This is a genomic window from Aphanizomenon flos-aquae FACHB-1287, assembly GCF_014698755.1.
Lineage (GTDB): Bacteria > Cyanobacteriota > Cyanobacteriia > Cyanobacteriales > Nostocaceae > Dolichospermum > Dolichospermum flosaquae.
Window position 1 is genome coordinate 1 of record NZ_JACJTO010000026.1, and the last position, 24,650, is coordinate 24,650.

Genomic DNA, 24,650 nt, shown 5'->3' on the forward strand with positions numbered 1-24,650 from the left:
ATAATCATTTTTGGGTAGTCCTTCCAGGATATTTTTGACAATCTTGGGAAATGAGTTTATGATCATGGTTAATCAAAATATTTTAATCCTTCGCCCAAAATTTAACATATTTTTGGCTATTTTTATCAGGCTTTTCTTAACATTCAACACTTCTGCCCTACAAGATATGTCTGAAAGATATTTGGGGCAAAAGTTCCCACACTGGAAACCTTTAGAGAAAGGGTTAATTCCCATGCGTCCAGAAAATGAAGAAATCCAGGAAGGAATTGCAGATTTTAGATTACTTTTTGATCATTTAGCTAATCTTCCCAGTTATAAAATATTAGAACATGAAGAAACAACGGTTTTACGTCGCTTCCATTTTGAAAAAGACGGGGGTGAGGGGAATATGTTATTTCGTCCAGTTTCTCAAGTTGCTTTAGCGCAAGCTTTAGGAATTTTGGTATTTAAAAAAGGTTTTGCTTTGACGGATATTTTTAAGAAGTTGGAGAAATTTGACCGTCAAGGGGGTTTTAGTGGTATGGAATATCCTCAATCTTTATGGTATGGAGTTTTATATGACCCTAATAAAAAGCGGGTACAGGTAGTAGGAAAAGATTTAGCTGTGAAGTTATTAATTTATATTTTGGGGGGAATAACTGAACAAATGGAAGTTACTGCTTTACGTAAGGCTTTAGCCAATGCTAGGACTATAGAAGAACAAACTATAGGTTTTGATGGAAAGTTAGTCAAACCGCAGAATGTAGGACTACCAGTTATTTTATAATAATAGCTAATTATGGCTGAAATATATGATCATGATGCCATTGCAAAGCTTCAATATCTGGAAAATACTTCTCTACTTTAGGTAATATGAGTATTTCCCCATGAAATTCTGTTATTGTTCTAGCGTGGGGAGATACTTCTTCTAATTCTTTACTAACGATAATTTTGTATTTATCATCAACAGCAAACCAACCTCTATCAAAAGCCCAATGATGATTTTTACAAAGTGCTATTCCGTTATGTATTCTACTGTCATAAAAAGTGGAGAATGGCTTTATATGTGCGCCGTCAACAATATTTTGATTACCAGTTTTAGTAACTTTCAAGCCACAAAAAGCACATTGACAATCATATACAGAAACAACAGCTTTTCTAAAAAAGGCATTTCTAATTAGTGTTTTTTTAAAACTCCATTTAGGATTGTTGGGTAAATTTTCAGTATCATCTAGTTTTTCTACTTCTGGATAATCTTGAAAAGTCTGATTAATTTGTAAAAATTCCTCAATTTCATCTTCATTATCCGAGAAAAAAGCAGTTACCAATGCATCAATTAATTCTTTTCGGGAAGATTCATTTTGTAAATAGTTAAATAATTCACTGTCTAAATATGCGTATTCAACAGCCAATTTTAATTGGTTAGTTGTTTTTGGTTGTAAATTATTAAAACCTGCTTTAATTTCTACGTGCCAAAATCCCTCATTTTGTAGATGAAAAAATGGATAGTGTAAACCCCCTTTATAAGACTGTGAACCAATAACATTCCAATATTTATTAAAAGCTTGAATTAATTTATCTGAGACAAAAATTTTATTATCGGTAATGTCTCCTCTCATAATCAAATCTATTACGGTTAAAAGTAGTATTGGTTTATATTGAGCATTACCACGTTTTCGACTATTACTTACTTTCAGCTTGGAAAACTTTTCACAATAAAAATGAATATTATTCATGTCTCACTACTTTGTAAAAATGCGGAAAAATGGATTATTTTAAAATCTAGTTAAATTGAATTCTTCTTCTATATTATTTTCTTGATAATCTATTGCTTTCTTTAAAATCAATAGAAATTGTATTTGATAATCAACAACTCCACGCAATTCACTTTGTAATATTTCTAATCCCCCATTAGCATACTCTTCAAATACTTGAGTCCGCTTATCCTCATATTCATCTTCCCTAGAAGCAAGTATTTGGATATCACTTGTCTCAACAATTCCTAATAATTTGATAATTTTGTCATACCCAAGTGAAGCAAAATTGTCTTGTGGAATTGGAGAAGGCTCTCTTTTTGTGGTGTCTCCTAAAGGAACACTTTTTTTATACCTTACTCCTAATGATGCTGCAAATACCATCACCTCCACATAAGTTTGGAAAAGTCCAGGTGTTTCTTTAGACGCTAGTAACGATTTCACCAACTCAGCCTTATCCTGAGCAATTTTGATTCTATTTGCAGCCATAATTATAAAATACACACCCTTAACATCACAAAGCAAACCTAACTTACTAATACCACATAATCACCCTCCCCTCCGCACCTCTGCGAGAGAAAAAAATCAAAAAACATCCTCATAAACCAGAGAAAGAGGAAACCTAAAATCAACACTAACCAAATATACCTCATTACCCTCAACAAAAGGATGTAGCTCCCATAAACCCCTATCATTTAACCGAAAACAATCCAAACCCACCTTGTCAGCACTAATTAAAACATATTCCTGCAAAGTTGGAATCTGTCTATATAACTGAAACTTACCCCCCCTATCATAAGCTTCCGTACTCGGAGAAAGCACCTCAACAACTAAACTAGGAAATTGAATAAAATTAATCGCTTTTTTATCTTTAGGGTGACAACTAACAACAACATCAGGATAAGTAAACGGACCATTCTCCGATATACCTACTTTAGCATCAGCCATAAAAGGACGACAATTACCACCCCGCAAATGATTTTTCAACCCAGAAGCTAGATTTAAAGCAATAGTAGTATGAGGAATAGTTCCCCCGGTCATAGCAAAAACTTCACCATTGATATATTCATATTTAATATCTTGTTGTTCCTCCCACTCCAAATACTCCAAAGGACTCATATAACTTGTATCCGAACTAGCAACCATAACATTTACCTCCTGAATTTCCGTAAAATAAATTAACTAAAAATTTGCAACAACCAGCGATTAACCTCACCATCATCTTGAGTTAAACTGCGTTGAATAGCTTCCTGAACAATAGCTATTTGTAAACCTAGTAAAACCTTGGACTCCTCAATTCTCCTACTACCCCCGTCAATAATTTCAAAAGCAATAATATCATTATTATTAGCATTCATTACCCAATATTCCCTTACCCCCAACCGTTCATAAAGTAATCGTTTAAAACCTAAATCATCATTAATAGAAGCAGCAGCAACTTCTACCACTAGAGTAGGCGCTGCTAACTCATTAATATTGACAGGAGAATTATTTAAAGGTGGAAATTTGATTTTATCCCCAATATAAAAAGCTAAATCAGGTTGACATTCACTTTCACCTATTTTTCTAAAGCTGGTATTCGTAGCTTCAACAATTTTGATATTCTTGAGAGTAGCAAATAAACTCACCACCTTAGAAACAATCGAATGATAACGGCCATGACGAAAACCAACTGGTAACATTTCTACCCTCATATAATTTTGATAAAAATAAAATCTTCCTTGCTGATAATCAGAATGTTCAGCAACCTCCATAAACTCATCCCAACTTACCTTTACCCAACTATCAGTAACCAAACTTAAAGAACTAACAACCATAACTCCGTTCCTCCTCTCTGTGACTCTGCGTGAAAAAAATCCTCATTCAACCTCAACAATTTCAGTATATTCAAAACCATTCAAACTCTGTCGAACCAAAGAATATTTTTCCCTACCTAACTCAATAAAATCCTGTTCACAATTAGGTTTAGAAGAATAATAAACCAAAACATATTCCTTCCCAATCTTATCAGCAATTTCCTCCTCAACTTCTACCCTCCATTGAGTCTTAGTTACCAACACAACCAACTGATTTGCTAACTTAGGAATAGTTCGCGCAATGTGACGACGAGAATTAGCGTCTAAACTACCAAAAGGAGAATCCATGACAATAGGAAAAGTGCTACTATCAGGAACCATCATCATTTTTCGTCTTTCACTCCAGTCGCGCACCTTATCAATAATACTAGCGATAAAAGATAAACTGAGAATTTGATTTTCTCCCGTAGAAGCTGCGACTGGTGCTTCAATTCCCGTCGTATTTTCCACTAAACTTAATTCATACTTTTCGCTAATTTTGGGAATATAGGGAGTAAAAGAAATATCGGAAAATATTTCCTGTACCCGCTGTTCTAATTGGAGACGAAATTGATTTTCTTGACGGTTTTTAACTTCCGATAACCGTTCAATTGCATCCTGAGTAGCATTAATGCGACGCTGTGCTAAAGATTGTTTTTCCTCATTTTGTTTTTGCTTAGATATTTGTTTTATTAAAGCATCAATAGCTGCTTTTAGATGAGAAAGTTCCTGTCGATTTGCACCCTGTTCTCGATTTAATTCATCAATTTTAGCTTCAATTTCATCAAGACGTTTTTGTAAACCACTAATTTCCTCATTGGGATCTTTTCGTAGTTGTTCCTGAATATTAGCTAATTCCAGTTCAACTTGATCGAGATTTTCCTTTAACTGTTGAATTCGTCCTTGTTCTCTATCTGCTTCTTCCCAAAATCCAAGTGCTTGTTTATCAATTTCATCAACTTGTGCACTCATTCTAATTGCGGTTTCTTCCACAGTTGAAGAACCTGCTTTTTTCATTAAATTCTTAACATGAAAATGAGTATGAGTTCCTTCTCTTAAATCCGCACCACAAATACAACGTCCAGAAGTAAGTAAATCATTGACAAATTCCTGTGAAATTCCCGCAGTTAATTCACCTCGTTGTTTTAAATCTGTGAATATTTCCCGAAATTTAGCTGTAGTTTCCGATAATAAAACAGTATAACCCCGTGCGGAAATAACCTTTTTTAAATTCTCCTTTGTTTTTTTCAACTCTTGCAATAAACTATTTTTTTGAGATTCTAAACTTTGCTTTCTTTCCTGTAATTCCTTGACAGCACTCAATTCTCGTAATTTATTACTAATCTCCTTTTTAAAAGTCTGTTGATATTCTAATTCTTGATTTATTTCCGTTTGACGTTTATTAATGTTTTCAATTTCTAATTCTTGCTTTTCTTGCTTAGTTAATAACTGTTTTGTTTCCGGATCACCAATATGTTTTAAATCAGTTTCCAAAGACTTCTTAGCGTCTTTTAAGTGTTTAATAGAAAGTTCGATTACTTCCACACCTAAAAAAGTTCTAATGGCTTCAGAAATTTCCGCTTTATTATTAGAACGGACAATTTCTTCAATGCGTTCACCGTCAAAGAAAAAATATTGATGTAAACTTAATGGTAAAATCTGAGTAATAATTTCCTCAGCTTGTTGAATAGGAAAATACCATTTTCCGTCATCTCCAGCAACTTGAATTTTTAACTGAGTTTTCCCAGCTTCAATCACATCACTTTCATTTTTATAAACCCGACAACCACGAGTAGCACGATAACGATTACCTTCATGTTCCCAACCAACTTCTACCCAACATTCCACAGGTTGTCCAGGTTCAGATTCCGCAATTGCACGTTTATTTACTAACTGTTCAGTTGACGCAAAAGCCGCACTAAATTTCTCATACAAAACCCAAGTGAACGCATTCAAAATACTGGTTTTACCTGCGCCATTACTACCATAAATCATCGTCGTATTGCGAATATTTCCACCAGCTAAAGTTACCTCTGGTGTTTTTCCGTAAAATGAACGAAAATTACATAATTTAATCGAAGTTAGCTTCATTGTACCGCTTCCTTCACAATAGTGAGAATATCATCATTAATATGACCTTTGCTCTTTCTATCTAACCGACTTTTCTCCAATCTCCAGACCTTCTCGATAATTTGCTTAACTTCCGGTGGTGCGCTGGTAATTGGTTCTTGAACATCTTCAATATTTGATTCTGGTATCATTTTAATAGTGCAATAGATTTATTTTCTATTTTAACCAGTTATGACACTATTTTTATATAATACGCCTTATGTGAGTTGGAGTAGCAAAAAAGAAGGGGAAACCTCAAAATAAAGGTAACAATACCAAAGTTTGACGTATTCCCATGCAAGTGCTGTACAAACAGTTAGAACTAAACGCAGATAACCGCAGATGATCACAGATGACTTTGTACCTTATTAGACTAGAAAAGGCTATAACTTATATCATCACCGCTTTGTTTGTTATAAAACAATCAATTTTATTTTGGGGTGAAAAAAAAGGTTTGGTTATAGTACCAAACCTCCATAATTGCTGTGCTTAACAACGTACTCAACTAATTTAGTGCTACTCTAGCCACATATCATCTACCTATGGAATGTATACAGATTACTCTAAATATGATAAGTCATGACCAAAATACATATTGATGTTGCGAATAATAATCTATATAAAATTTTACTCCTGATTCCTGCTACCTTTTAAACAAAAAAAGGCCTGGGTGTTAGCCAAGCCTTCATATATACCAGGTGTTTACCATATATCAATACTTTAAACCTTATATGATTTCTATTCATCTTCCTACAAGGTGTGTACAAATTTCACAAAATATGATATGGCTTATATACTGATTTTTTAATCAAGTGGAAAAAGCCAAGATAAAAATTAATTAGTTATTTTAAATTATTAAAGTTATTGTTGGGTTGTGCTTTCGCTTAACCCAATTTACGATTTTAATTGAGGAAAGTAATATTTTTTTATTCTACATTTACCCAAAAATCTGCGGTTTTAACTTGTCCATTGCGGTTAAATTGTACCCACATTTTATATGTTCCTTGTTTGGGGAGTTTGGTATAAAATTCGATTTTTCCATCTATGGAATTTTCGAGCGCGTGAGCATGGATATAATCAGATGCTGTTAGGGGAGATGAACTTTTAATGATTACTAAATGTCCTTTTTTACCTAAATATGGTTGTAGATCTTTAATTGGTTGATTTTTTTGGTCTTTTAGATCAAAAGTTAGTTTAATTTCTTGACCAGCTTTGATTTTTGGTGTGGATATATTGAGATTGACTTTAGTATCTGAGATAATTTTAGTTTTGGTGAATTTTTCTAAATTTTTTGGCAAAGGAATTGTACCGGGAATTGTAATATTCATTAATGATACAATTTCCTTATTTCCAGTAGGTTTATAATCGCTAAAAAGTGTATAATTTCCTGATTCTGGAAAATTTGCAGTTACTTCAAAACGTCCTTTTTCTTTGTATTCTGGGTGAATATGATCAAAAAATCGTAAATCATCACTAACAACAATTAAGTGCATGAGTTTTTCCTGGAAAATTTCAAATTTATTGACAGGGTTTCCAGTGGAGTCTTGAATATCAATAACTAAGTTAATCGGTTGATTGGGAGCTAATTTTTGCGGAGCAGTTAATTTAACTTTGGTAGTTATTTGTGAATTATTTGTATGATGCATATTTTCCATTGAATGTCCTTCATGTTCATTCATGGAATTTCCATCATGATTCATCATCATACTAGGTGAAACTTCGCTTTTAGGAGATTTAGTATTTGATAAACAACCAGGAGCTATTAATAAAGCTGTCATCACAAAAATACTTGGGAAAAATTGTTTCATTTTAGGAAGGTTGTAATTTTAATTTACTGTTAGGGGAGGATATCAAAGAGAAGTGATTAACTTCTAACTCCATTACTGATAATATCTTTTTTTTCCGCATTAGGCAATAAAGCCAAATCAGTCAATGGTAATTGAATAATTACTGTAGTTCCTTGATTTAAACCTAAACTCTCTAGGGTAATTTTACCACCCATGAGTTCAATTAAATTCCGAGAAATTGCTAAACCTAATCCAGTTCCTTCAAACTTGCGGGTAGTTGTACCATCAACCATAACAAAGGGACGAAATAGTTTACCTTGTTCTGCAGGGTCAATACCAATACCTGTATCCTTAATTGATACTATAACATGAGGATAATGATTATTGTAATTAATATTTGTGGTAATTTGAATACTACCTTCATTGGTGAATTTATTGGCGTTACTAATAATATTAATTAGCACTTGTTTGAGTTTAATAGCATCGGATTTTACAGGAATAGGCTTATCACCTATATCACAAATTAATTGTAGTCCTTTGTGTTGGATATTAACTGATTGTAAGTTAATTACCTCTAATAATAATTGTCGTAAATCTAAAGGTACTATAGTTACAGACAGTTTACCAGCTTCTATTTTAGAAATATCCAGCAAATCATTGATTATTCCTAATAAATGAATTGCTGTATCATCGGCTTTTGTCAGAAATTCTAATTCTTCTTCTCGACTATCACATAAATCATCACGTACTAAGCGTACACAGTTGATAATAATATTCAATGGGTTTCTTAATTCATGGGAAGTTGTGGCCAAAAATTGACTTTTTATTTGGTTAGCTGACTTAGCTTCTTTCCAAGCAATTTCTAATTCTTCAGCCCAATCTTTTAGTCTTTCCACCATTTGATCTAATGCTTGAGCTAATTGATTAAATTCCCGAATTTTGAAATTGCGCGGTATGGGTTGTGCCGCATGGTGGCTATGGAGATTAACAGCATAGTCGCGCAGTTCTTCTATGGGACCGGCTAAATAAGGAACTAAATAAAATGAGGCTAATAAACTAGCACCAATTAAACCAACGGTTAAAACAATGAGAATTAGTTTAATTTCTTCTAAACCAAATAGAGCATCTTTTACAGTTGTAACTGCCAATATAATCCATCTTTGTGGTGGTTTTGTAGTTACAGGTTTAGTAGTAGCTGTAAAACCTGCAACTAATTCCTGTGCTTCTATAAAGGATAAATTACTAGAATTATTGCTTCCAGATAAAGCATTTTTAACTATGGCTTGTATTCTTTCTACGTCAGCATAATCTTTAATATTAGTACCGATTCTTTCTGGAAATGGATGAGCTAAAATTTTACCATCTTCAGCAATAACTACCAAAAAACCTGTTAACGAGCCTGGATGATTGGGGTTTTGCTGATATAATGTGGTTTTAATGCTTAATCGGTAAGCTAAATTACCACGTTGATTAGCAACAGGAACTGATAAAAATAACTGTAATTGATTTTGTTTGTCTTTTTTACCAGTTTTTCCAGATGGACGTGGTAATATGAATTGAATATCAACATTATCAATGTCAGGAGATAAATCTGATGGAGTAATTTCTTGATTACCGCAACTACTGGCAATTATTTCACCCTTTTTAATTCGGGTAACTTGTAAACAATCAATTTGAGTTGGTAGCTGTTTTTTTAGTTGTTTAAGAAATTGTTGAATTTCTACATATGAGCCAGATTGAATTACTTTTGTTTGACTAGCAGTAATTAAATTAGAGCGTAAACCTGCAATATCATCAATAATTTTTTCTCCCTTGTTAACTGCACTTTCTGTTAAGTTTTGTTGAGCCGTATTTAACAGACTAGAACGAGCTTTATTCAGGGCAACCATTTCCCCTAGTAATAAAACTGGGACAAATACTAGTAGGATTCTTGTTACTAAAATTCGTCGAAATGACGATTGACTAGATTTAGCCATTGTTTGTCTCACTTCTCATCTGCAAACTACAATAACAAAAAGACAAAATTACATTAGCGAAAGGAGACATTTTATTAGTTGATGATAAATTGCATATTCATATAAACTTCTAATTAAAAAAATAGAAAGCAGGTAAAAATTTAAAATTTAAAATTAATAAACCGTATGTTGCACATTAAGATTAATACTATAAACTCCCTCAAAAAATTAACCCCATGATCGAATATCGTCCCCATACCACAGTAGTTTTAGCCATGAGTGCTGATGGCAAAATAGCGGATTTTAGGCAAGCACCCGCTCGATTTGGCTCAGTAGTCGATCAAGCCCACCTGGAGAAACAAATTGCTATTTCTGATGCCGTTTTATTTGGTGCTGGTACTCTTCGTGCCTACAATACAACAATGACCATCTCAAAGACAATACTCTTGCAACAAAGAAAAGAAGTAAATAAGCATCCCCAACCAGTCCATATAGTGATTTCTCGTTCGGCTAACCTGAATCCGGACATTAAATTTTTCCAACAACCAGTAAGACGTTGGTTACTTACAACCTCTCTGGGGGCTTATTTTTGGCAAGAAAGATCAGAATTTGAGCAAGTTTTAGTATTTGAAAATCCTACAGGAGAAATTGATCTTTTGGCTGCTTTAACATATTTATCCAGTTTACAAATTACCCGTTTAGCTATTTTAGGAGGAGGAAAATTAGTGGCATCTTTCCTAGAATCTAATTTAATTGATGAAATCTGGCTGACTATTTGTCCACTAATTTTAGGTGGTAGTATGGCTCTTTCACCTGTGGAAGGGATAGGATTTTTATCTGATGTTGCTCCTAAGTTACAATTACTAGAAGTATTCACTGTTGAGCAAGAAGTATTTTTGCACTATAGGATAATTCGCTAGAGGTGCAGGGTCTACACTCGGCAAGGAGTCAGCAGTAAATCTAAAACCTAAAATTACAGGACAAATATACAATGTTTAAAGAACACAAACCTCAATATTCTCTTGTTTGGACACACACAATCGCCGATATTCCCCAAACTGCTTGGGATGCCTTAGCAATGCCGCTAAAAACGCCTTTTTTAGAATGGGATTGGTTGAACAATTTAGAAATATCCCAAAGTGCTACAGCTAATGCTGGTTGGTTGCCAAATCACTTGATTTTATGGCGAGATAGAACTTTAATTGGGGCTGCTCCATTATATTTAAAAGGACATAGCCAGGGGGAATTTGTTTTTGATCATCAATGGGCAGAATTAGCTTCTCGTTTGGGCATAGAATATTATCCTAAACTCCTGGGAATGACACCATTCACGCCCGCTGAAGGTTATCGCTTTTTAATTGCTCCAGGAGAAGATGAGGAAGAAATTACAGCTTTAATGCTTCATGAAATTGATAGTTTTTGTGTGAAATATCGCATTTCTGGCTGTCATTTTCTCTATGTTGATCCACAATGGCGACTAATTTTAGAACGTCAGGGTTTTACAACTTGGCTACATCATAGTTATATTTGGGAAAATGCTGATTTTCAAACTTTTGATGATTATCTCACTGGATTTAATGCGAATCAAAGACGCAATATTAAACGGGAACGCAAATCTGTGGAAAAGGCAGGTTTAAAACTGCAAGCATTAACAGGTCAAGAAATTCCTAATTCTCTGTTTTCGTTAATGTATGATTTCTATGCTGATACTTGTGATAAGTTTGGCTGGTGGGGGAGTAAGTATTTAACTAAGCAATTTTTTGAACAATTAGATTATAATTATCGACATCGGGTTGTATTTTTTGCGGCTTATGATCAAGAAAATTCTCATCAACCTGTAGGAATGTCTTTTTGTTTATTTAAAGAAGACAAGCTATATGGACGTTATTGGGGGAGTTTTCAAGACATAGATTGTTTACATTTTGATGCTTGTTATTATGCACCAATTGAATGGGCGATCGCTCATGGTATCCAAAATTTTGACCCCGGCGCTGGTGGTAAACATAAAAAACGCCGAGGTTTTCCTGCTACTTCTAATTACAGTCTTCACCGCTTTTACAACAACCGTTTAGGACAAATTATTTTGCCTTGGGTTCGGGAAGTAAATCAGATGGAACAAAAAGAAATTGATACCATTAATGCAGAGTTACCCTTTAAGTAGCAGGAAATAGAAGCCCGATTTTTTTTAAAAGTTAGGCATCTGCATATTACATATTTCCGAAAAACATCACACAAGAATTACACTAAAGATGTAATCTAAAAATACTTGTTCTAGAAATTTAGTTTTTACAATGGTTATGGATTTACTACTTGAAGATTTGACCGCAATTGATAATCAACTTTCTCACCGTCATATTGATCTTGACCCCAACGGTTATTTTATTATCTACATAGACCAACATGAAAGATTAATTTATGCCAAGCACTTCACTAATATCATTAATGAACGTGGTTTGGCCGTAAATCCAGAAACAGGTGAAGTAATTCCTGTTCGCGGTAAGGTGGAAAGAACCCACAGAACTTTATTTAGCGGACGGACAGCTAAAGAAATCTGTATTAAGATTTTTGAAGAAACGCTAAATTGTCCTGTAACTTTACTAGATCATGCAGCTTATCTAGGTAGAGAACTTGTTCGCGCTGAAATTGCTTTAGTTTCAGGAAAGGAGTATATTCAAGATTAGCAAAAGTAAATGCAAATGTACCAGAATCGCATATACAGCGTTTTCCACTGAAGATTAGGTACAAAGTTGAATCATAGTTGAATCATAAAACTCTTGTGGTGCGGGCATCTTGCCCGCTAGATATGTGCCTAATAACACTGTCACCTGATTAACTACCTTTCCTGTGTTAAATAGCACAAGTAAGTCCTGGGGGGATAATTCTCACAAATCCTGGTAAGATAGCAGGTTAAATTAGCAGATTTATATTATGAATAATAACGATTTAGCTTTTACTCCAGCCTTAGAGTTAGCAAAATTAATCCGTCTGCGGGAGGTGTCGCCTTTAGAGTTGGTAGAAATATATTTAGAAAGAATTGAACGCTTAAATCCTCAATTAGGTAGTTATTTTACAATTACAGCAGACTTAGCGATCGCTGATGCTAAACACAAAACGGAATTATTGACAACAACATCCGAATTACCGCCGTTTTTTGGTGTACCAATTTCCATTAAAGACTTAAGTGCCGTTGCAGGTGTTACTTGTACCTACGGAAATTCACTACTATTAAATAATATTGCCAATCATGATGATGGGGTAGTTACGAAAATTAAACAAGCAGGATTTATTATTCTTGGTAAAACCGCAACATCCGAATTAGGTTCTTATCCTTACAGCGAACCTGTAGGGTTTCCTCCAGCGAGAAACCCTTGGAATTTAGAATATACTCCAGGTGGTTCTAGTGGTGGTGCAGCAGCTTCCGTAGCAGCGGGATTAAGTGCGATCGCTCAAGGTTCAGATGGTGGTGGCTCAGTCCGTGGACCAGCGGCTTGTTGTGGTGTCATTGGTATTAAACCGACAAGGGGAAGAGTCACTAAAGCCCCTGTAGGCGATCGCTTGGGAGGTATTGGAGTTGACGGTCCACTAGCCCGCACGGTAGCTGATGCAGCAGCCATGTTAGATGTTATCTCTGGCTATGTTACAGGTGATCCTTATTGGCTACCAGATCCGCAACCATCATTTCTCGCTGCGACTCAAGTTAAATTAGATACTTTGAAAATTGCCTTTAGTACCAGTATTATGCCCTTTGGAGAAGCGGACGCTAACTGTAAACAAGGGGTATTAACAACCATCCAATTATTAACAGAATTTGGACACCAAGTTACGGAAAAATGTCCAGATTTTAGTGCTTTAATCGAACCATTTAAAGCAGTTTGGCAAGCGGGAATAGCAGCGGCCAGAATCCCTGCAGAAGCATTGCAACCCCTAAACCGCTGGTTATTAGCAAAAAATGGTTCTGTAGCGGAATATCTGCAAGCACTCTCCCAAATGCAAATTGCCTCCCGGAAAATTATCGCATTTTTTAATACAATAGATGTACTTGTATTACCAGTTTATTTACATTCTCCGATTCGGGTCAGTGCATGGGCGGATTTGAGTCCAGAGGAGACATTTGCTAAAATTGCCAACTGGGTCGCACCTTGCCCTGTCGCCAATGCTACTGGATTACCTGCTATAGCCGTTCCTATGGGTTTCGATAGCAATGGTTTACCCTTGAGTGTGCAGTTAATTGGTAAACCGGCAGCCGAGTCCACTTTAATTAGTCTAGCAGCCCAATTAGAAGCCGCTAACCCTTGGATTCAACATCGTCCAGCACTTTAAGTCTAAATCAGGATTTATAGCAGTTTCCGTTATTATGAACAATACCTTGTCCAAATTGAAAAAAGCCTTGATTTGTAGGTTGGGTTGAAGCATGAAACCCAACAAAGCAGGAAATGGACCATGTATTGATTGCAGATATTAATCATAAAACTCCTGTGGTGCGGGCATCTTGCCCGCATAATTTGTACCTAACTCAATATCAACGTTACATTTTAATTACTCAGTTTTTCCTGTTCACGAGCATCGACAACTAAAACTAAACAAAGTGCGGCAACTGCTTTTTCCCATGCTTGACGGACTTTTTCATCTTCGACACCATCAAATAAGCCCACCAAGCGAGGAACGGCTTGTTCTAAAGCTTTGTGCGGTACGGGACGATGTAATTCAACCAGATGATTGATACTTTCTTGATTATTGAGAAAACCAACTACCCATTTTGTTGTATGATCTGGACTATCGGGAACATTTTGTACACCTAATTCATTTTTTAACCAATCATAAAAAAGTGGTAAATGTTCAGCTAAAACTGCACCGGCTGTAGGTAAGGTTTTTTTGAGTAAGCTAATATCTAAACTGTCTAATTCTTGTTTCAAAGCCGGTGAATTTAGCACCTCATTTAAGGGTGTGGAAAGTATTGCTGTTATTTCCGATTCGGAAAAATCTAAATTTTGGGTGAAAGTTGAAATTAGAGATTTCATGTTCTACATTCCAGGGATTATCCCTTATGCTGTAGAATCATGATAGCGTTACACACCAAAATCTTTAATAATGTTGCATTACTAAGCTGTTACGCAGCTAAATTTGATAACCAGAATTTACTTGAACTTTGTGGTGCGGGCATCTTACTCACTAGAATTATACAAACTAAATACAGTACAGTTTAACTTCATCCCATTTATCCGTCAAATCGTTTGTTAGCGAGAAGTAATCGCACCTCTGATTTATGACTATGGAAAGGTTTATGAATAATTTGATTGAGTGAAGATACCGATTGTTTAGCTGAGAAATAAGATGAAAAAACGCGTCTATTTTCGCAGGTTTCGACAATACTTACTAAAAACCAGTCTTGCAGATTATTGTTAAATATCTGATCATCATATTGCTGACTCACAGGCAAAAAAGGCTCATTAACCCTAATTAATCTACCAGAATTGATATTAGTAATTAATTTTTCAAGTATTTCTACACTAATTTGTCTTTTCCCTAACTCTGCCGCTACTCTAGCTAAACTACAATATCTAGTGAACGAAGCTTGAGTTTTAACAGCTTCCTGAATACATTTAAAAGAATGTTCTAAAGACGCAAATTTTTCTCCTGGAGAAAGATTCACTGTTTTGGTTAGAAAAAAATAATTCAGCCCTTCTAAATAAATTTGACTATCAGCATTGGCAACCATTACGTATTCTTGCCACTGATTAAGGAAAGGAGTTGCATAATTTAAAGCTGCTATTGCTTCTAACCAATAGGATGGTTTTGGGAGTAGGGATTTTTCTGGAATTTGTGTTACTAACAAACTACGTTCTGCTAGTTGTTGAGATCGATCTAACTTACAGGCAAACAAGTTTAATTGATAGCCATCTACTGGCTGATTTACATCAAAAGGAACTAAACAACCTAGACTAGAAATTAAGTAGTAAATTTCATAACCTAGATTTTTAAATAGCTGAATTAACCGCATATTAATATGTTTGCCATGCTTGAGTTCAAACATAATTAATGGCGATTGCTCAAGGAAGAATCTTTTCCCACCAGTGAGAATCTTAGCTTCTTCTCCTTCTGCATCTAACTTAATAAAGTCAATCTTCTGCCAGTTACGCATTGCTAATTCTTGATCCAAGTTTAGCAGTTTAATAATTTCTTGTTGTTGAGATAAATTATCAGGCTGTAAAGAATTTAGTTCACTATTTGTTGATAAAAATAAAGTTGCCTCACCTTCACAATCTGATAAGCCAGCATTGACTATCTCTATATTTGTAAAACCATTAGCTTCTACACCTTTTCGCAATAACGAAACAACGGAACTGGCAGGTTCATAAGCTGTAATTTTACCTTGTTTTTGAAGTAAATTAGCTATAGTTAAAGTGTAAACTCCATGATTAGCACCAATATCTAAAATCTCCATTCCTGGTGTAATCAGTTTGCGAATAAACTCCATTTCTGGCTCAAACCAATCACCCTGTTCTAGTAAAACATAAGTTGTCAGACTGTTTAGATCATTCTTAACACATACTTTAATTCCCCCCTCAATTTCCACCAAGCATTCATGAGGATCAATCTCAGTAAATTTAAAATATTTAAGCTGTTCAGAATTATTACCATTTTTGTGAGAAATTGGAATAATTTTATTAGTAGTTTGAGGATAATACTGTTGCAAAAAACATTTTAAATTTTGTCGAATTTCACTATTACCAGGTTCTAATAACAGTGCACAGCGATAATATTTTTCAGCCTCTGCAATTAATTCCTGTTCTTCTAAAAGCTGACCTAGAGCCTGATATGTCGCAGTAGAACCGCGATTAATAACCAGAGATTGCAAATAAGATGAAATAGCATTTTCCACCTCATCCAAGACTTGATAAGCTTGACCTAAATGATAATATCCCTGAGCATCATCAGGATGATTTTCGATATATTGTTGATAATAATTAACAGCATCTACAGGTTCTAATTCCACCGAGAGAGAAGCATGATTAGGGAAATTTTCACTGTTAGATATTGGGGTTTCTTGTTGAATATAAATTTGCCACATTTGGCGATAAGCTGCTTCTAAACTGTTGGCGATGTTCTTCACATCCAACAAAGGAGAATGCTGCATTCTTTCCCGCATATTTGAGCGCAAAGATTGGAGATAATCTGGATCTTGCGCTAATGCGATCGCTTTTTGAACATACTCGACAGCACTATTAGCAATACAATCGTCTAAACCAACACTGTGGAGAATACTAGCACTCATGCGCTCCATTTTCCGAGTCCCTGCTAGGGTTAATGTCGGTACTCCCATCCACAAGGCCTCACAAGTCGTAGTACATCCCGTATAGGGTATACTATCCAAATGCAGATCAACTTGATTATAAAGATCTAGATGCTCCTCATCATTAACAAATGCACCATATAAGAAAATGCGTTTGGGATCAATACCCTGTTCCACAAAGGGAGTTTGAATTTTTTCAGCAATTAAGGGATTGAATACGTTAGAACCGGCACATTTTAAGATCAAGCGAGAATTAGGTACTGCTTTGAGTATTTCAATCCACAGAGTAAAAGTTTCTGGTGTCAGTTTGCGTAAATTATTGAAAGATGAAAAAGTAAAAACTCCCGTTTTTTGACAAGGAAGATCAGTAACTTCAGGGGCATTTTTTAGAGGTTCATAACCTACATAACAACGAGGTAAACGCCATATAGTTTCGCTGGTTTTTTCCTCTGTATCATTAGGATGCAGAACTTGATCAGTAATCCAGTAGTCAATTGTCGGTAAACCTGTAGTAGCAAAATAACCTAAATATGTAACTTGAATCGGCGCTGGTTTCATCCCCAAGACCATCATCCGGTTATTTGCTGTATGCCCTGCTAAATCAACGAGAATATCTATGCGGTCTGTTCGAATTAATTCAGCTACTTGTAAATCTGCAAGACCAACAGTAGAACGCCAAGCATCGCAGATATCTATAATTTCCTCTGTAATTGTATCCGGTTCTTGGACTTCCCCATAGCAGAAAACCTCAACCTGGGTGCGGTCATGGTGTTGAAAAACAGGTTTAATAAATGAACTTACGGAATGTCTGCGGAAATCAGGGGAAATATAACCAATGCGTAAACGACGGTGTGGAATTTTATCCTGAGAGTGAGTAGTTAAGATTGGTAACCATTGACTAACTACTTGCTGTTGATACCACAATTTAGCAGAATCTAATATCTCTTGAGGTGTAAAACTGACAAGAGAAGATAAATTAAACAAAAAACAAGAATGTAATTTATGATTATTAGGATTAATTTTTAGAGCTTCATTTAATAAACTAATGCACTCTGAAAATTTCCCTTGTTCACCAGCAATAAATCCCAAAAGTTCATAAGTTTCGCCATGATTAGGATTTAATGCCAATATTTTTTGAAAACATTCTTGACTTAAATTTGCTTGTCCACTTTTATAGTAAACATACCCTAAATTTTTTAAAGAATCAATGTAATTTTCATTAATTTTTAAAGACTTAAGATAGGAAGTAATTGCTTCTGGATAGCGGTTTTGATGTTGAAAAATACAACCTAAATTATAGTGAGCCAAAACACAATCTGGATCTAGCTCAATCAGAGATTTAAAATAGATTTTTGCTTCTTCAAATTTCCGTTCCCGCACCAATATTGCCCCGGTATCGTTTATTTCTTCTGTCAAATGAGGCAACAATTCCAGGTCTTTTTCTCCTAGCAAATTTTGAATTAAATCTGTACCTTTTCCCTGTTGCCAAAGTAAAGCTAAATTGAATTTAGCCCCCTGATGATCTGCATCTAATTGCAAGACTTGGGAAAATTGATCTATAGCTTCATTAAACTGCTTTTGACGTTTAAAAATCAATCCTAAGCGATAGTAAGCCTTAGTATAATTCCCGGTAATTTTAATAGCATGATTATAATGATCAATAGCTTTTTCCCAATCATCCTCCTGTTCATAGACAAAACCCAGATTATAGTAAGATTTGGCTAAATTAGGTTGGATATTCAGAGCGCGTAAATACCATTTTTCTGCCAATTGGAAGTCATTTTTTAAAGTTAGGGCTGTTCCCAGTAAATGGCAAATTTCCCCAGCTTCATATAACCGCCCCATAGCATTTAAAATCGTGATTAGATATTGATCAATTGATTCATAAAATTGCTCCCTTAATTCCGTTTTTAGTTTGCTAAATTCACCAATGATTTTATCAATTTGGATGAGCAGTGGTTCTAATTGCATTGCTGCTAAATCTTGTTCTAATCTTTGAGCTATAGTAAATTCATCTTCATCATTAAATTGCATTAGTAATGGTTTTAGCAACGTTTCAATAATTAAACATTGCTCAGAACTGAGAATTTCTGTCCAGTCCAGTACCTTTTCTGGTTTTGGTAAGACGTACTTATTTAATAAGAACTCAATTTCAGATTCTGTAGGTTCAATTTTTAAATATTTTGCTAATTTAAAAATTTCTAAATATGGTTCGGAAATTAATTCTTTTCTACAAATTAATAAAGTTTGATCACTATCAGGAAACCACTGTTCTTGATATTGTTGCCAAAGATTGACAAAACTAGATTCAAATGTTACTTTATTTTCTAAAGAAGCAATGACAGCGGCTAAAATTTCCCGGGGGTTTTGATGTAGATAAATACTCTTAGCTTCATCTTGCTGGATTTTCTCTAAAACTAGTTTTGAGGGAATTTGATATTGAATTAGTGCTACTGATGAGGATTTTTCTAAAAACTGACAATAAGCATCTATTTCAGATGCAGTATTACATATAATTTCTTGAATATTGTTTTTATCTATTTGAGTTAGTAAAGTTTGGCAAAGTTCGTAAACTAGACTTCTCAAATCATTAGTCATTCCACCACAGAAAATAATCATAAAAACCCCTAAGCATTGATAATTTATCTAAAAACTTGCAACAACAATCATCAGAGAAATCTGAATAAAATAGCCCTTTGATTTTTAACTTTTGTCAGGTAAAAATTGTATTTATTATTAGTATTAGTTAAGCTTTTGCTCACCATATCCTATAACTTCTCAAAATACAATTAATCTAGAGCAGAAGAACCACCACTTTGCAATGATTTAACAATATCCCCAATATCATCTAAGCTATGATCATTAATAGCAGTATCAATGTTATTAACAATAGCAGCTTGAATGGTTTTATCTGTATAATTTACCGTTTCATCATTCGTATGTTCCTTCATGATTGCTACCTGATTAAAATTATTATCTACAGAACCATAGATAATTTTTATTGTCAGATTACCATTAGTGCTAATAGAATCTTGGGGAAATATAATTTCGGATGTAAAATTATTGATTGTACCATCCGATAAAATATGAGTAATGGCCACATAAGCTCTAGGTTGGGAATTATTACTGATAAACTGAGCGTGAGCAGGTTTCCCAGTAATAAATAAACTGGTAACTGCTACCTCTGTCAACAAAAGTATAATGACAGATGCTTTTGATGTCTGGATACAGTTGGTGTTCATTGTTGGGAGACCTCAGGGTTAAACTATTCAAATATTTCCCAACTCAAGTCTTCAAGTCTGGAGCAAAGATAGTAGACATTAGTTCCAATTCAGAATAAAATTAACTCATCCCCCAGTTGAAGCCGGGGGAATACATATAGAGAATAGGGCATTAATTTCCTTGACCTATGCTCCATAAAGCTAGTTGACGATTCCTTCTAGTCTTTTTAATGAGTAGGAATCGCCGACTTTATTTAACTAGTCCAAGCCATTAGAATCACGCCAAGACTTGACGATACCATTAACGTCATCAAAGCGACTAGCAGTCCTTGCACCGTCAATTGCACGAGCAGTAGCCGCTTCGACCGTGCTTGCACTATATGTGGTTACAGGACCACTCATCGTTGCACCCGTAATTACAACTTTGCTGGCATCTCCGCCGGCAGTACCATAACTAATACTCATGGACACTGTACCGCTAGGGGCATAATCATTCTGTGGGTATAGGATTTCTGCAGCAAAACTGTTAGCTATACCATTGGAGAAAGTATTAGTCACCGCCCCAGATACTCTAGATTGAGAATCCTGAGCTTGAACGGTGGTTGTTTGAGCTTGAGCGGATTCGGTGCTGATAAATGAACCTGCAATCGCACCACCTGCTAAGAGAGAAGCAATAGCAGCGGCTTTTAATACTTTGTTAGACGTTGTTTTCATGATTACATTTTTTGATTTGGTTAATCAGAACTTACACATTGTTATCATCTGTAATCTCTAAAAAAGGCTTTCAACCTTTGATAACGGAACTATGACCAAGTTTTCAGGAATGGAAGAAAAATCCTCTTAGTCAAACATTCCCGTAGAAATCACTGACCCATAAATTCCAATGATACAGACTGATATTTTAGGTTTTCACTAGAAGGCAATAACCTATGTCTGATAGTATACACAAGACTTTTGATATTTGTCAAGTAAAAAAAGAAGAAAATAATACACAATTTATTATTGATATAATCTAGAAAATATTTGTATTTTAGCTATTTTAAGCTATTAAAAGGGTTTTTGAGCCACCTACAAGCCATATTTATTGATTTGGGCGTTAATCCTTAAAACCCTGAAATGACGGATTTTCGTTGATTTACATTGTCAGTGCGTAAGTTATATTTTTTTTGGCTTGTATTTTTTTATTTCATGGTTTACACTATTATATAAAATATCACTCAATATTTTGAGTGGCTAATTATACTTTTTTAGCTTTGTCTCTAACCATAGAAATAAGGTGTAAGTTTGTTGGACTCTTTAAAATCTATAGCTATACAAAAGAACTCGTTTAAGCTATAGATGCTACTGTTTATTAATGTGTAAGTGCCATGAATATGAAGAAGCAAGATATTTTCTGGAGTGTTGAACTATTGGTAACTTTCGGGGTGTCGTTACTGCTTCCCACGAAAGTCCTAGCAACGGAACAGGAAAAAGCACATGATTTTTTTGGGGTCAATACCAATGACCAGGATATTCAAGCGGAAAAAGACCTAGAACCTACAGAGGTAAATACTCAGTCAGAAAATTCAACACTTTCTAGTCCAGAAATAGTTGGTAGTATTTCTTTTTCACCCCAGCAAGAGTTAAATAACAACGAAATCAATTTTAATCAAGATTCTAAATATCAGTTACCAAAAAATATTCCAGATACAGCTTTTAATTGTCAGGAAAATAAGCTGGAAAATTCTGCGTCTATACCTATGACTACAGAAGTTAATTCCAATATTAAGCAGGAATTAAAAGGACATATTTCCAACTGTAAAGACAATTTTAGTTATATCTCTGATGATATTTTAGATAGTCAAACACTGTTGCAAAGGGATTTAAATATAACAGATTCCAACAGTTTTAATTTATACAAATCTAATCACAAGATTGTTTTTAAGAATGAAACCTTAATTGCACAGAGTATAAATGATCAGAAACAAGCACAATTACCTCCAATTCAGCCAAACTCCACTTTAATTCCCAAAGAAATACCTCCTTTACCTATTCCAGGGGATAAAAAACTAGAAGATAAACCAGAAGATAAACCAGAAGATAAACCAAAATTAACACCAGAAGAAAATAAAAAAATTCTGAGAATTTTAATGCGGAACTTGTTAGATAATAGTGCGTCAAGATATCCATTTTTTGTCAATACAAGTGATAAATTAATTATTAATCCTCGTAATTTTCAACCCTCAAAATTTAATTTATATTCAAATTTTGGTGTTGATTTAGATAAATTTGAGCCAGGAAATGTATTGCAAAAAGAACAATTTAGTGACCCACTAATAAAAACAACTAATGTTTCTTTTTATCCTGACGAAGAACAATTGTATTGGGTATTAGATGGCAATCGTGTTGTAATTGAAACCAAAGGAAACCATCTAAATTTTAGCTATCAGGGAAATAGTTATCAACAAAAAATCAGACAAGTTGCTAAAGTTTCTACAGTTTTTTGGGGTGTACAAACAGCATTTGGTATTCCTACTGCTTTTGCAGATTTAGTAGGAGATAAAAATTCAAATAACCTCAATATTACTAGTGGTGCTGCGGAAATAGTTGTACCTCCAGGAGCTAGTTTACCTGATAATAGCAGTTTTAATGTGAATATTACTCGATCTGATGGTAGTGTATTCCAAAAAATTATTCCCCTAAATGAAACACGCAAAGCAACCACAGACGAAATACTAGGAGGAGGTTCATTATTTGGCAATTTAGATGCTACAAATGCACCCAAATTTTTACAAGGATTTCCAACTGTCAATTTACAACCTTTATTAAATAATGGTGTCAAATTAGAAGCTGGTAGTATTATCCCTCGTGAAAATCTCACTGCTACGGGACTAACATTAGGTGATTTTTTCACCACACAAGGATATTCTTTTAAGTCTTCAATGACTTCTCTTCCAGGGATTAAAACTTTACAAATTAATCAAATTGATAATAATGATATTCTTCAAGTTCTTAGCAATCCTTTCTTAACAAAAGAACAAAGAGATTTTCATTATCTCAATTCCTTAATGTGGTACAATCTTGGGCAACAAAGTCCTGAATTTACAGCTTCTTCAGTATTTGGTCCTAAGATTCAAGATTGGTATAGATATACTTTAACTTGGTCAAAAAACCGCACTTTGCTACAATATGATCCAGAGAAAATTAGTTTAAATTATTTAAATGTTTTCTCTAATCCTGGGTTATCTATAACTACAGCACAATGGCAAGATACAGATTTTAATCAAACCACAAATGCTAGTCTAGGATTAATTCTAGGTAGTGCTTTTAGTGTTATTAGTCCTGGTGATTTAGATGCAGCTATTGGTGAAGCAAAAAGAGAGTATCAGAACTTAAAACCTTTATCAGTTTTGAAAACAAAAGCCACATCTCAACAACGTAAACAAATGAATGAAAGATTAAATAATACCCTAAATTATGGTACTACTAATAGTAGTCTTGCCCAAGTTTCAGGAAGTTATACTTTTTCAGGAAATATCGCTCCAGACAGTTCCTTATTATTGCAATTTAGAACAGGTCTTTATCAAAGAAATGTCCAACTTTTTCAGCAAATCATACAACCTTGGAGTGATGAAACTCCGGTTGTTATAGATTTTGTTCGTCCTAGTAATTTTGGTCCAATATCTTTTATAGGTATTAATTTTCCTACTAGTTTAACTCAAATTAATACTCCTGAAACAACTAATTTTACCTTTTTACGAGCAGAAACTTCAGATGGAAAAGTTCTATTTGATAAATCTTATGCATTTGATAATAAGCTCAATAATTCGTTTACAGCAGTTCCTGTAATTGGGGGAGGAAAAACTTTTGATATCGATTTTGGAAGAATTCAACTCAGTAAGTCTCGACAAAGAGAAATTGCAATATCTTCTTATACTGGAAATCTTTATTTACCAGCAGTAGAATTAGTTATGTCTGGAAGTATTGATGATTTGAGTTATTCCCTATCTACAGGTATGTGGTTTAATCTTTTTCCTGATTCTGCACCGGTCATTAATCAGAATTTAGGTAATTTAAATCCTAATTCTACAGCAGAAAATTCTCTAGGAGGAATGTTAAAATTTGCCCTTAAAGGAGATTTTCAAAACACTTTTTATGACCAAGATCAGCAATGGGAAAGTATCATAGTTAATTCACCTTTTTTATCCCTAACTTATAATACTAATCCCAATCGTTTGAATCTATCAAGTCTTTCTGTTGGTAATGTATTTCAATTTGTAGAACCAGATTTTAATATAACTTTTTATCCAGTATTAAGTTATTTCCCTAAAATTCTCAATCCTGATGTTCAATCTTCTAGCTTAGATGATATTAGCACCTTTTTACTGTTGAATTTTTCCCATAAAGATGGTTTTAATTTTAATAGTTCTGTCTCTTTTAATGATCAAACTTCATATAAAGTTGAAGCTACCTATGATGTTTTCAAAGACCAAAAAGTAGGGACTATGGCAACTGGTCCATACTATTCCTCTTATTCTACAGCTTCTAAAGTATTTGACAGTCAGTTAAAAGATCCTAATTATGGGATGATATTTCGTTATACCAGTGCTAATTCTGGTTTAATTATAAGTTCTCGTTTAGGTAAAAGTGAGGATGGTTTTAGAGGGGATATGAATCTAGAATTTAAATTTTAGAAGATTTAAAACCCTGAAAAATGAAAAACTCTCTCCTACAAGGAGA

At 34.4% G+C, this 24,650-nt stretch carries 17 protein-coding genes and 1 pseudogene; 6 read left to right on the top strand and 12 right to left on the bottom strand.

The genetic code is table 11. From position 1 onward, the window contains the following. Positions 1–154 precede the first annotated feature (154 nt). Positions 155–766, top strand: a pseudogene (locus tag H6G44_RS13095) (DGQHR domain-containing protein); the annotation flags it as partial. Between the two features lie 10 nt (positions 767–776). Here the strand turns inward: H6G44_RS13095 and H6G44_RS13100 are convergent. The 8 genes from H6G44_RS13100 to H6G44_RS13135 form a co-directional block, all read right to left on the bottom strand. Next, positions 777–1,715 carry an HNH endonuclease gene (locus tag H6G44_RS13100; RefSeq protein ID WP_190386918.1) on the bottom strand — a complete coding sequence of 313 codons (939 nt, stop codon included), beginning with the start codon at positions 1,713–1,715 and terminating at the stop codon, positions 777–779. Between the two features lie 39 nt (positions 1,716–1,754). Then, positions 1,755–2,222 carry a DNA phosphorothioation-associated protein 4 gene (locus H6G44_RS13105; protein WP_190386919.1) on the bottom strand — a complete coding sequence of 156 codons (468 nt, stop codon included), beginning with the start codon at positions 2,220–2,222 and terminating at the stop codon, positions 1,755–1,757. A gap of 96 nt (positions 2,223–2,318) precedes the next feature. Then, the gene (locus tag H6G44_RS13110; RefSeq protein WP_190386920.1) at positions 2,319–2,879 is read right to left on the bottom strand and encodes a Uma2 family endonuclease; all 561 of its coding nucleotides are present in this window, start codon (positions 2,877–2,879) and stop codon (positions 2,319–2,321) included. Positions 2,880–2,911: 32 nt separating this feature from the next. Further along, positions 2,912–3,550 carry a Uma2 family endonuclease gene (locus H6G44_RS13115; protein WP_190386921.1) on the bottom strand — a complete coding sequence of 213 codons (639 nt, stop codon included), beginning with the start codon at positions 3,548–3,550 and terminating at the stop codon, positions 2,912–2,914. A 42-nt stretch (positions 3,551–3,592) separates the two neighbouring features. Continuing rightward, positions 3,593–5,659: an AAA family ATPase gene (locus H6G44_RS13120; protein ID WP_190386922.1), complete on the bottom strand. Its 2,067-nt coding sequence runs from the start codon at positions 5,657–5,659 to the stop codon at positions 3,593–3,595. Continuing rightward, positions 5,656–5,829, bottom strand: a complete 174-nt coding sequence (locus tag H6G44_RS13125; RefSeq protein WP_168642228.1) for a hypothetical protein — start codon at positions 5,827–5,829, stop codon at positions 5,656–5,658. The genes H6G44_RS13120 and H6G44_RS13125 overlap by 4 nt, the downstream gene beginning before the upstream one ends. Positions 5,830–6,603: 774 nt before the next feature. Next, entirely contained in the window at positions 6,604–7,485 is an 882-nt protein-coding gene (locus H6G44_RS13130; protein ID WP_190386923.1) for a hypothetical protein, read from the bottom strand. A 56-nt stretch (positions 7,486–7,541) separates the two neighbouring features. After that, entirely contained in the window at positions 7,542–9,440 is a 1,899-nt protein-coding gene (locus H6G44_RS13135; RefSeq protein ID WP_190386924.1) for a sensor histidine kinase, read from the bottom strand. A 215-nt stretch (positions 9,441–9,655) separates the two neighbouring features. Between H6G44_RS13135 and H6G44_RS13140 the strand changes: the two genes are divergently transcribed. From H6G44_RS13140 to H6G44_RS13155, 4 genes are all read left to right on the top strand, one after another. Beyond that, on the top strand, positions 9,656–10,339 hold the full coding sequence (locus H6G44_RS13140; RefSeq protein ID WP_190386925.1) for a RibD family protein: 684 nt from the start codon (positions 9,656–9,658) through the stop codon (positions 10,337–10,339). Positions 10,340–10,410: 71 nt separating this feature from the next. Further along, positions 10,411–11,580 (top strand): GNAT family N-acetyltransferase, encoded by a 1,170-nt coding sequence (locus H6G44_RS13145; protein ID WP_190386926.1) that lies wholly within the window; start codon positions 10,411–10,413, stop codon positions 11,578–11,580. A 136-nt stretch (positions 11,581–11,716) separates the two neighbouring features. Further along, on the top strand, positions 11,717–12,100 hold the full coding sequence (locus H6G44_RS13150) for a DUF4346 domain-containing protein (protein WP_190386927.1): 384 nt from the start codon (positions 11,717–11,719) through the stop codon (positions 12,098–12,100). Between the two features lie 247 nt (positions 12,101–12,347). Continuing rightward, the gene (locus H6G44_RS13155; RefSeq protein ID WP_190386928.1) at positions 12,348–13,739 is read left to right on the top strand and encodes an amidase; all 1,392 of its coding nucleotides are present in this window, start codon (positions 12,348–12,350) and stop codon (positions 13,737–13,739) included. A gap of 212 nt (positions 13,740–13,951) precedes the next feature. Here the strand turns inward: H6G44_RS13155 and H6G44_RS13160 are convergent, their stop codons facing one another. From H6G44_RS13160 to H6G44_RS13175, 4 genes are all read right to left on the bottom strand, one after another. After that, a complete protein-coding gene (locus H6G44_RS13160; RefSeq protein ID WP_190386929.1) occupies positions 13,952–14,437 on the bottom strand; it encodes a hypothetical protein in 486 nt (161 codons plus the stop codon). Positions 14,438–14,634: 197 nt separating this feature from the next. Beyond that, positions 14,635–19,329, bottom strand: a complete 4,695-nt coding sequence (locus tag H6G44_RS13165) for an FkbM family methyltransferase (RefSeq protein WP_190386930.1) — start codon at positions 19,327–19,329, stop codon at positions 14,635–14,637. Positions 19,330–19,499: 170 nt separating this feature from the next. Next, positions 19,500–19,952: a TEK-like protein gene (locus tag H6G44_RS13170; protein ID WP_190386931.1), complete on the bottom strand. Its 453-nt coding sequence runs from the start codon at positions 19,950–19,952 to the stop codon at positions 19,500–19,502. 237 nt (positions 19,953–20,189) lie between these two features. Continuing rightward, positions 20,190–20,645 carry a TEK-like protein gene (locus tag H6G44_RS13175; protein ID WP_190386932.1) on the bottom strand — a complete coding sequence of 152 codons (456 nt, stop codon included), beginning with the start codon at positions 20,643–20,645 and terminating at the stop codon, positions 20,190–20,192. A gap of 659 nt (positions 20,646–21,304) precedes the next feature. On the opposite strand from H6G44_RS13175, the gene H6G44_RS13180 reads away from it, so the two are divergent. Continuing rightward, the gene (locus H6G44_RS13180) at positions 21,305–24,604 is read left to right on the top strand and encodes a hypothetical protein (RefSeq protein ID WP_190386933.1); all 3,300 of its coding nucleotides are present in this window, start codon (positions 21,305–21,307) and stop codon (positions 24,602–24,604) included. Positions 24,605–24,650: the final 46 nt, after the last annotated feature.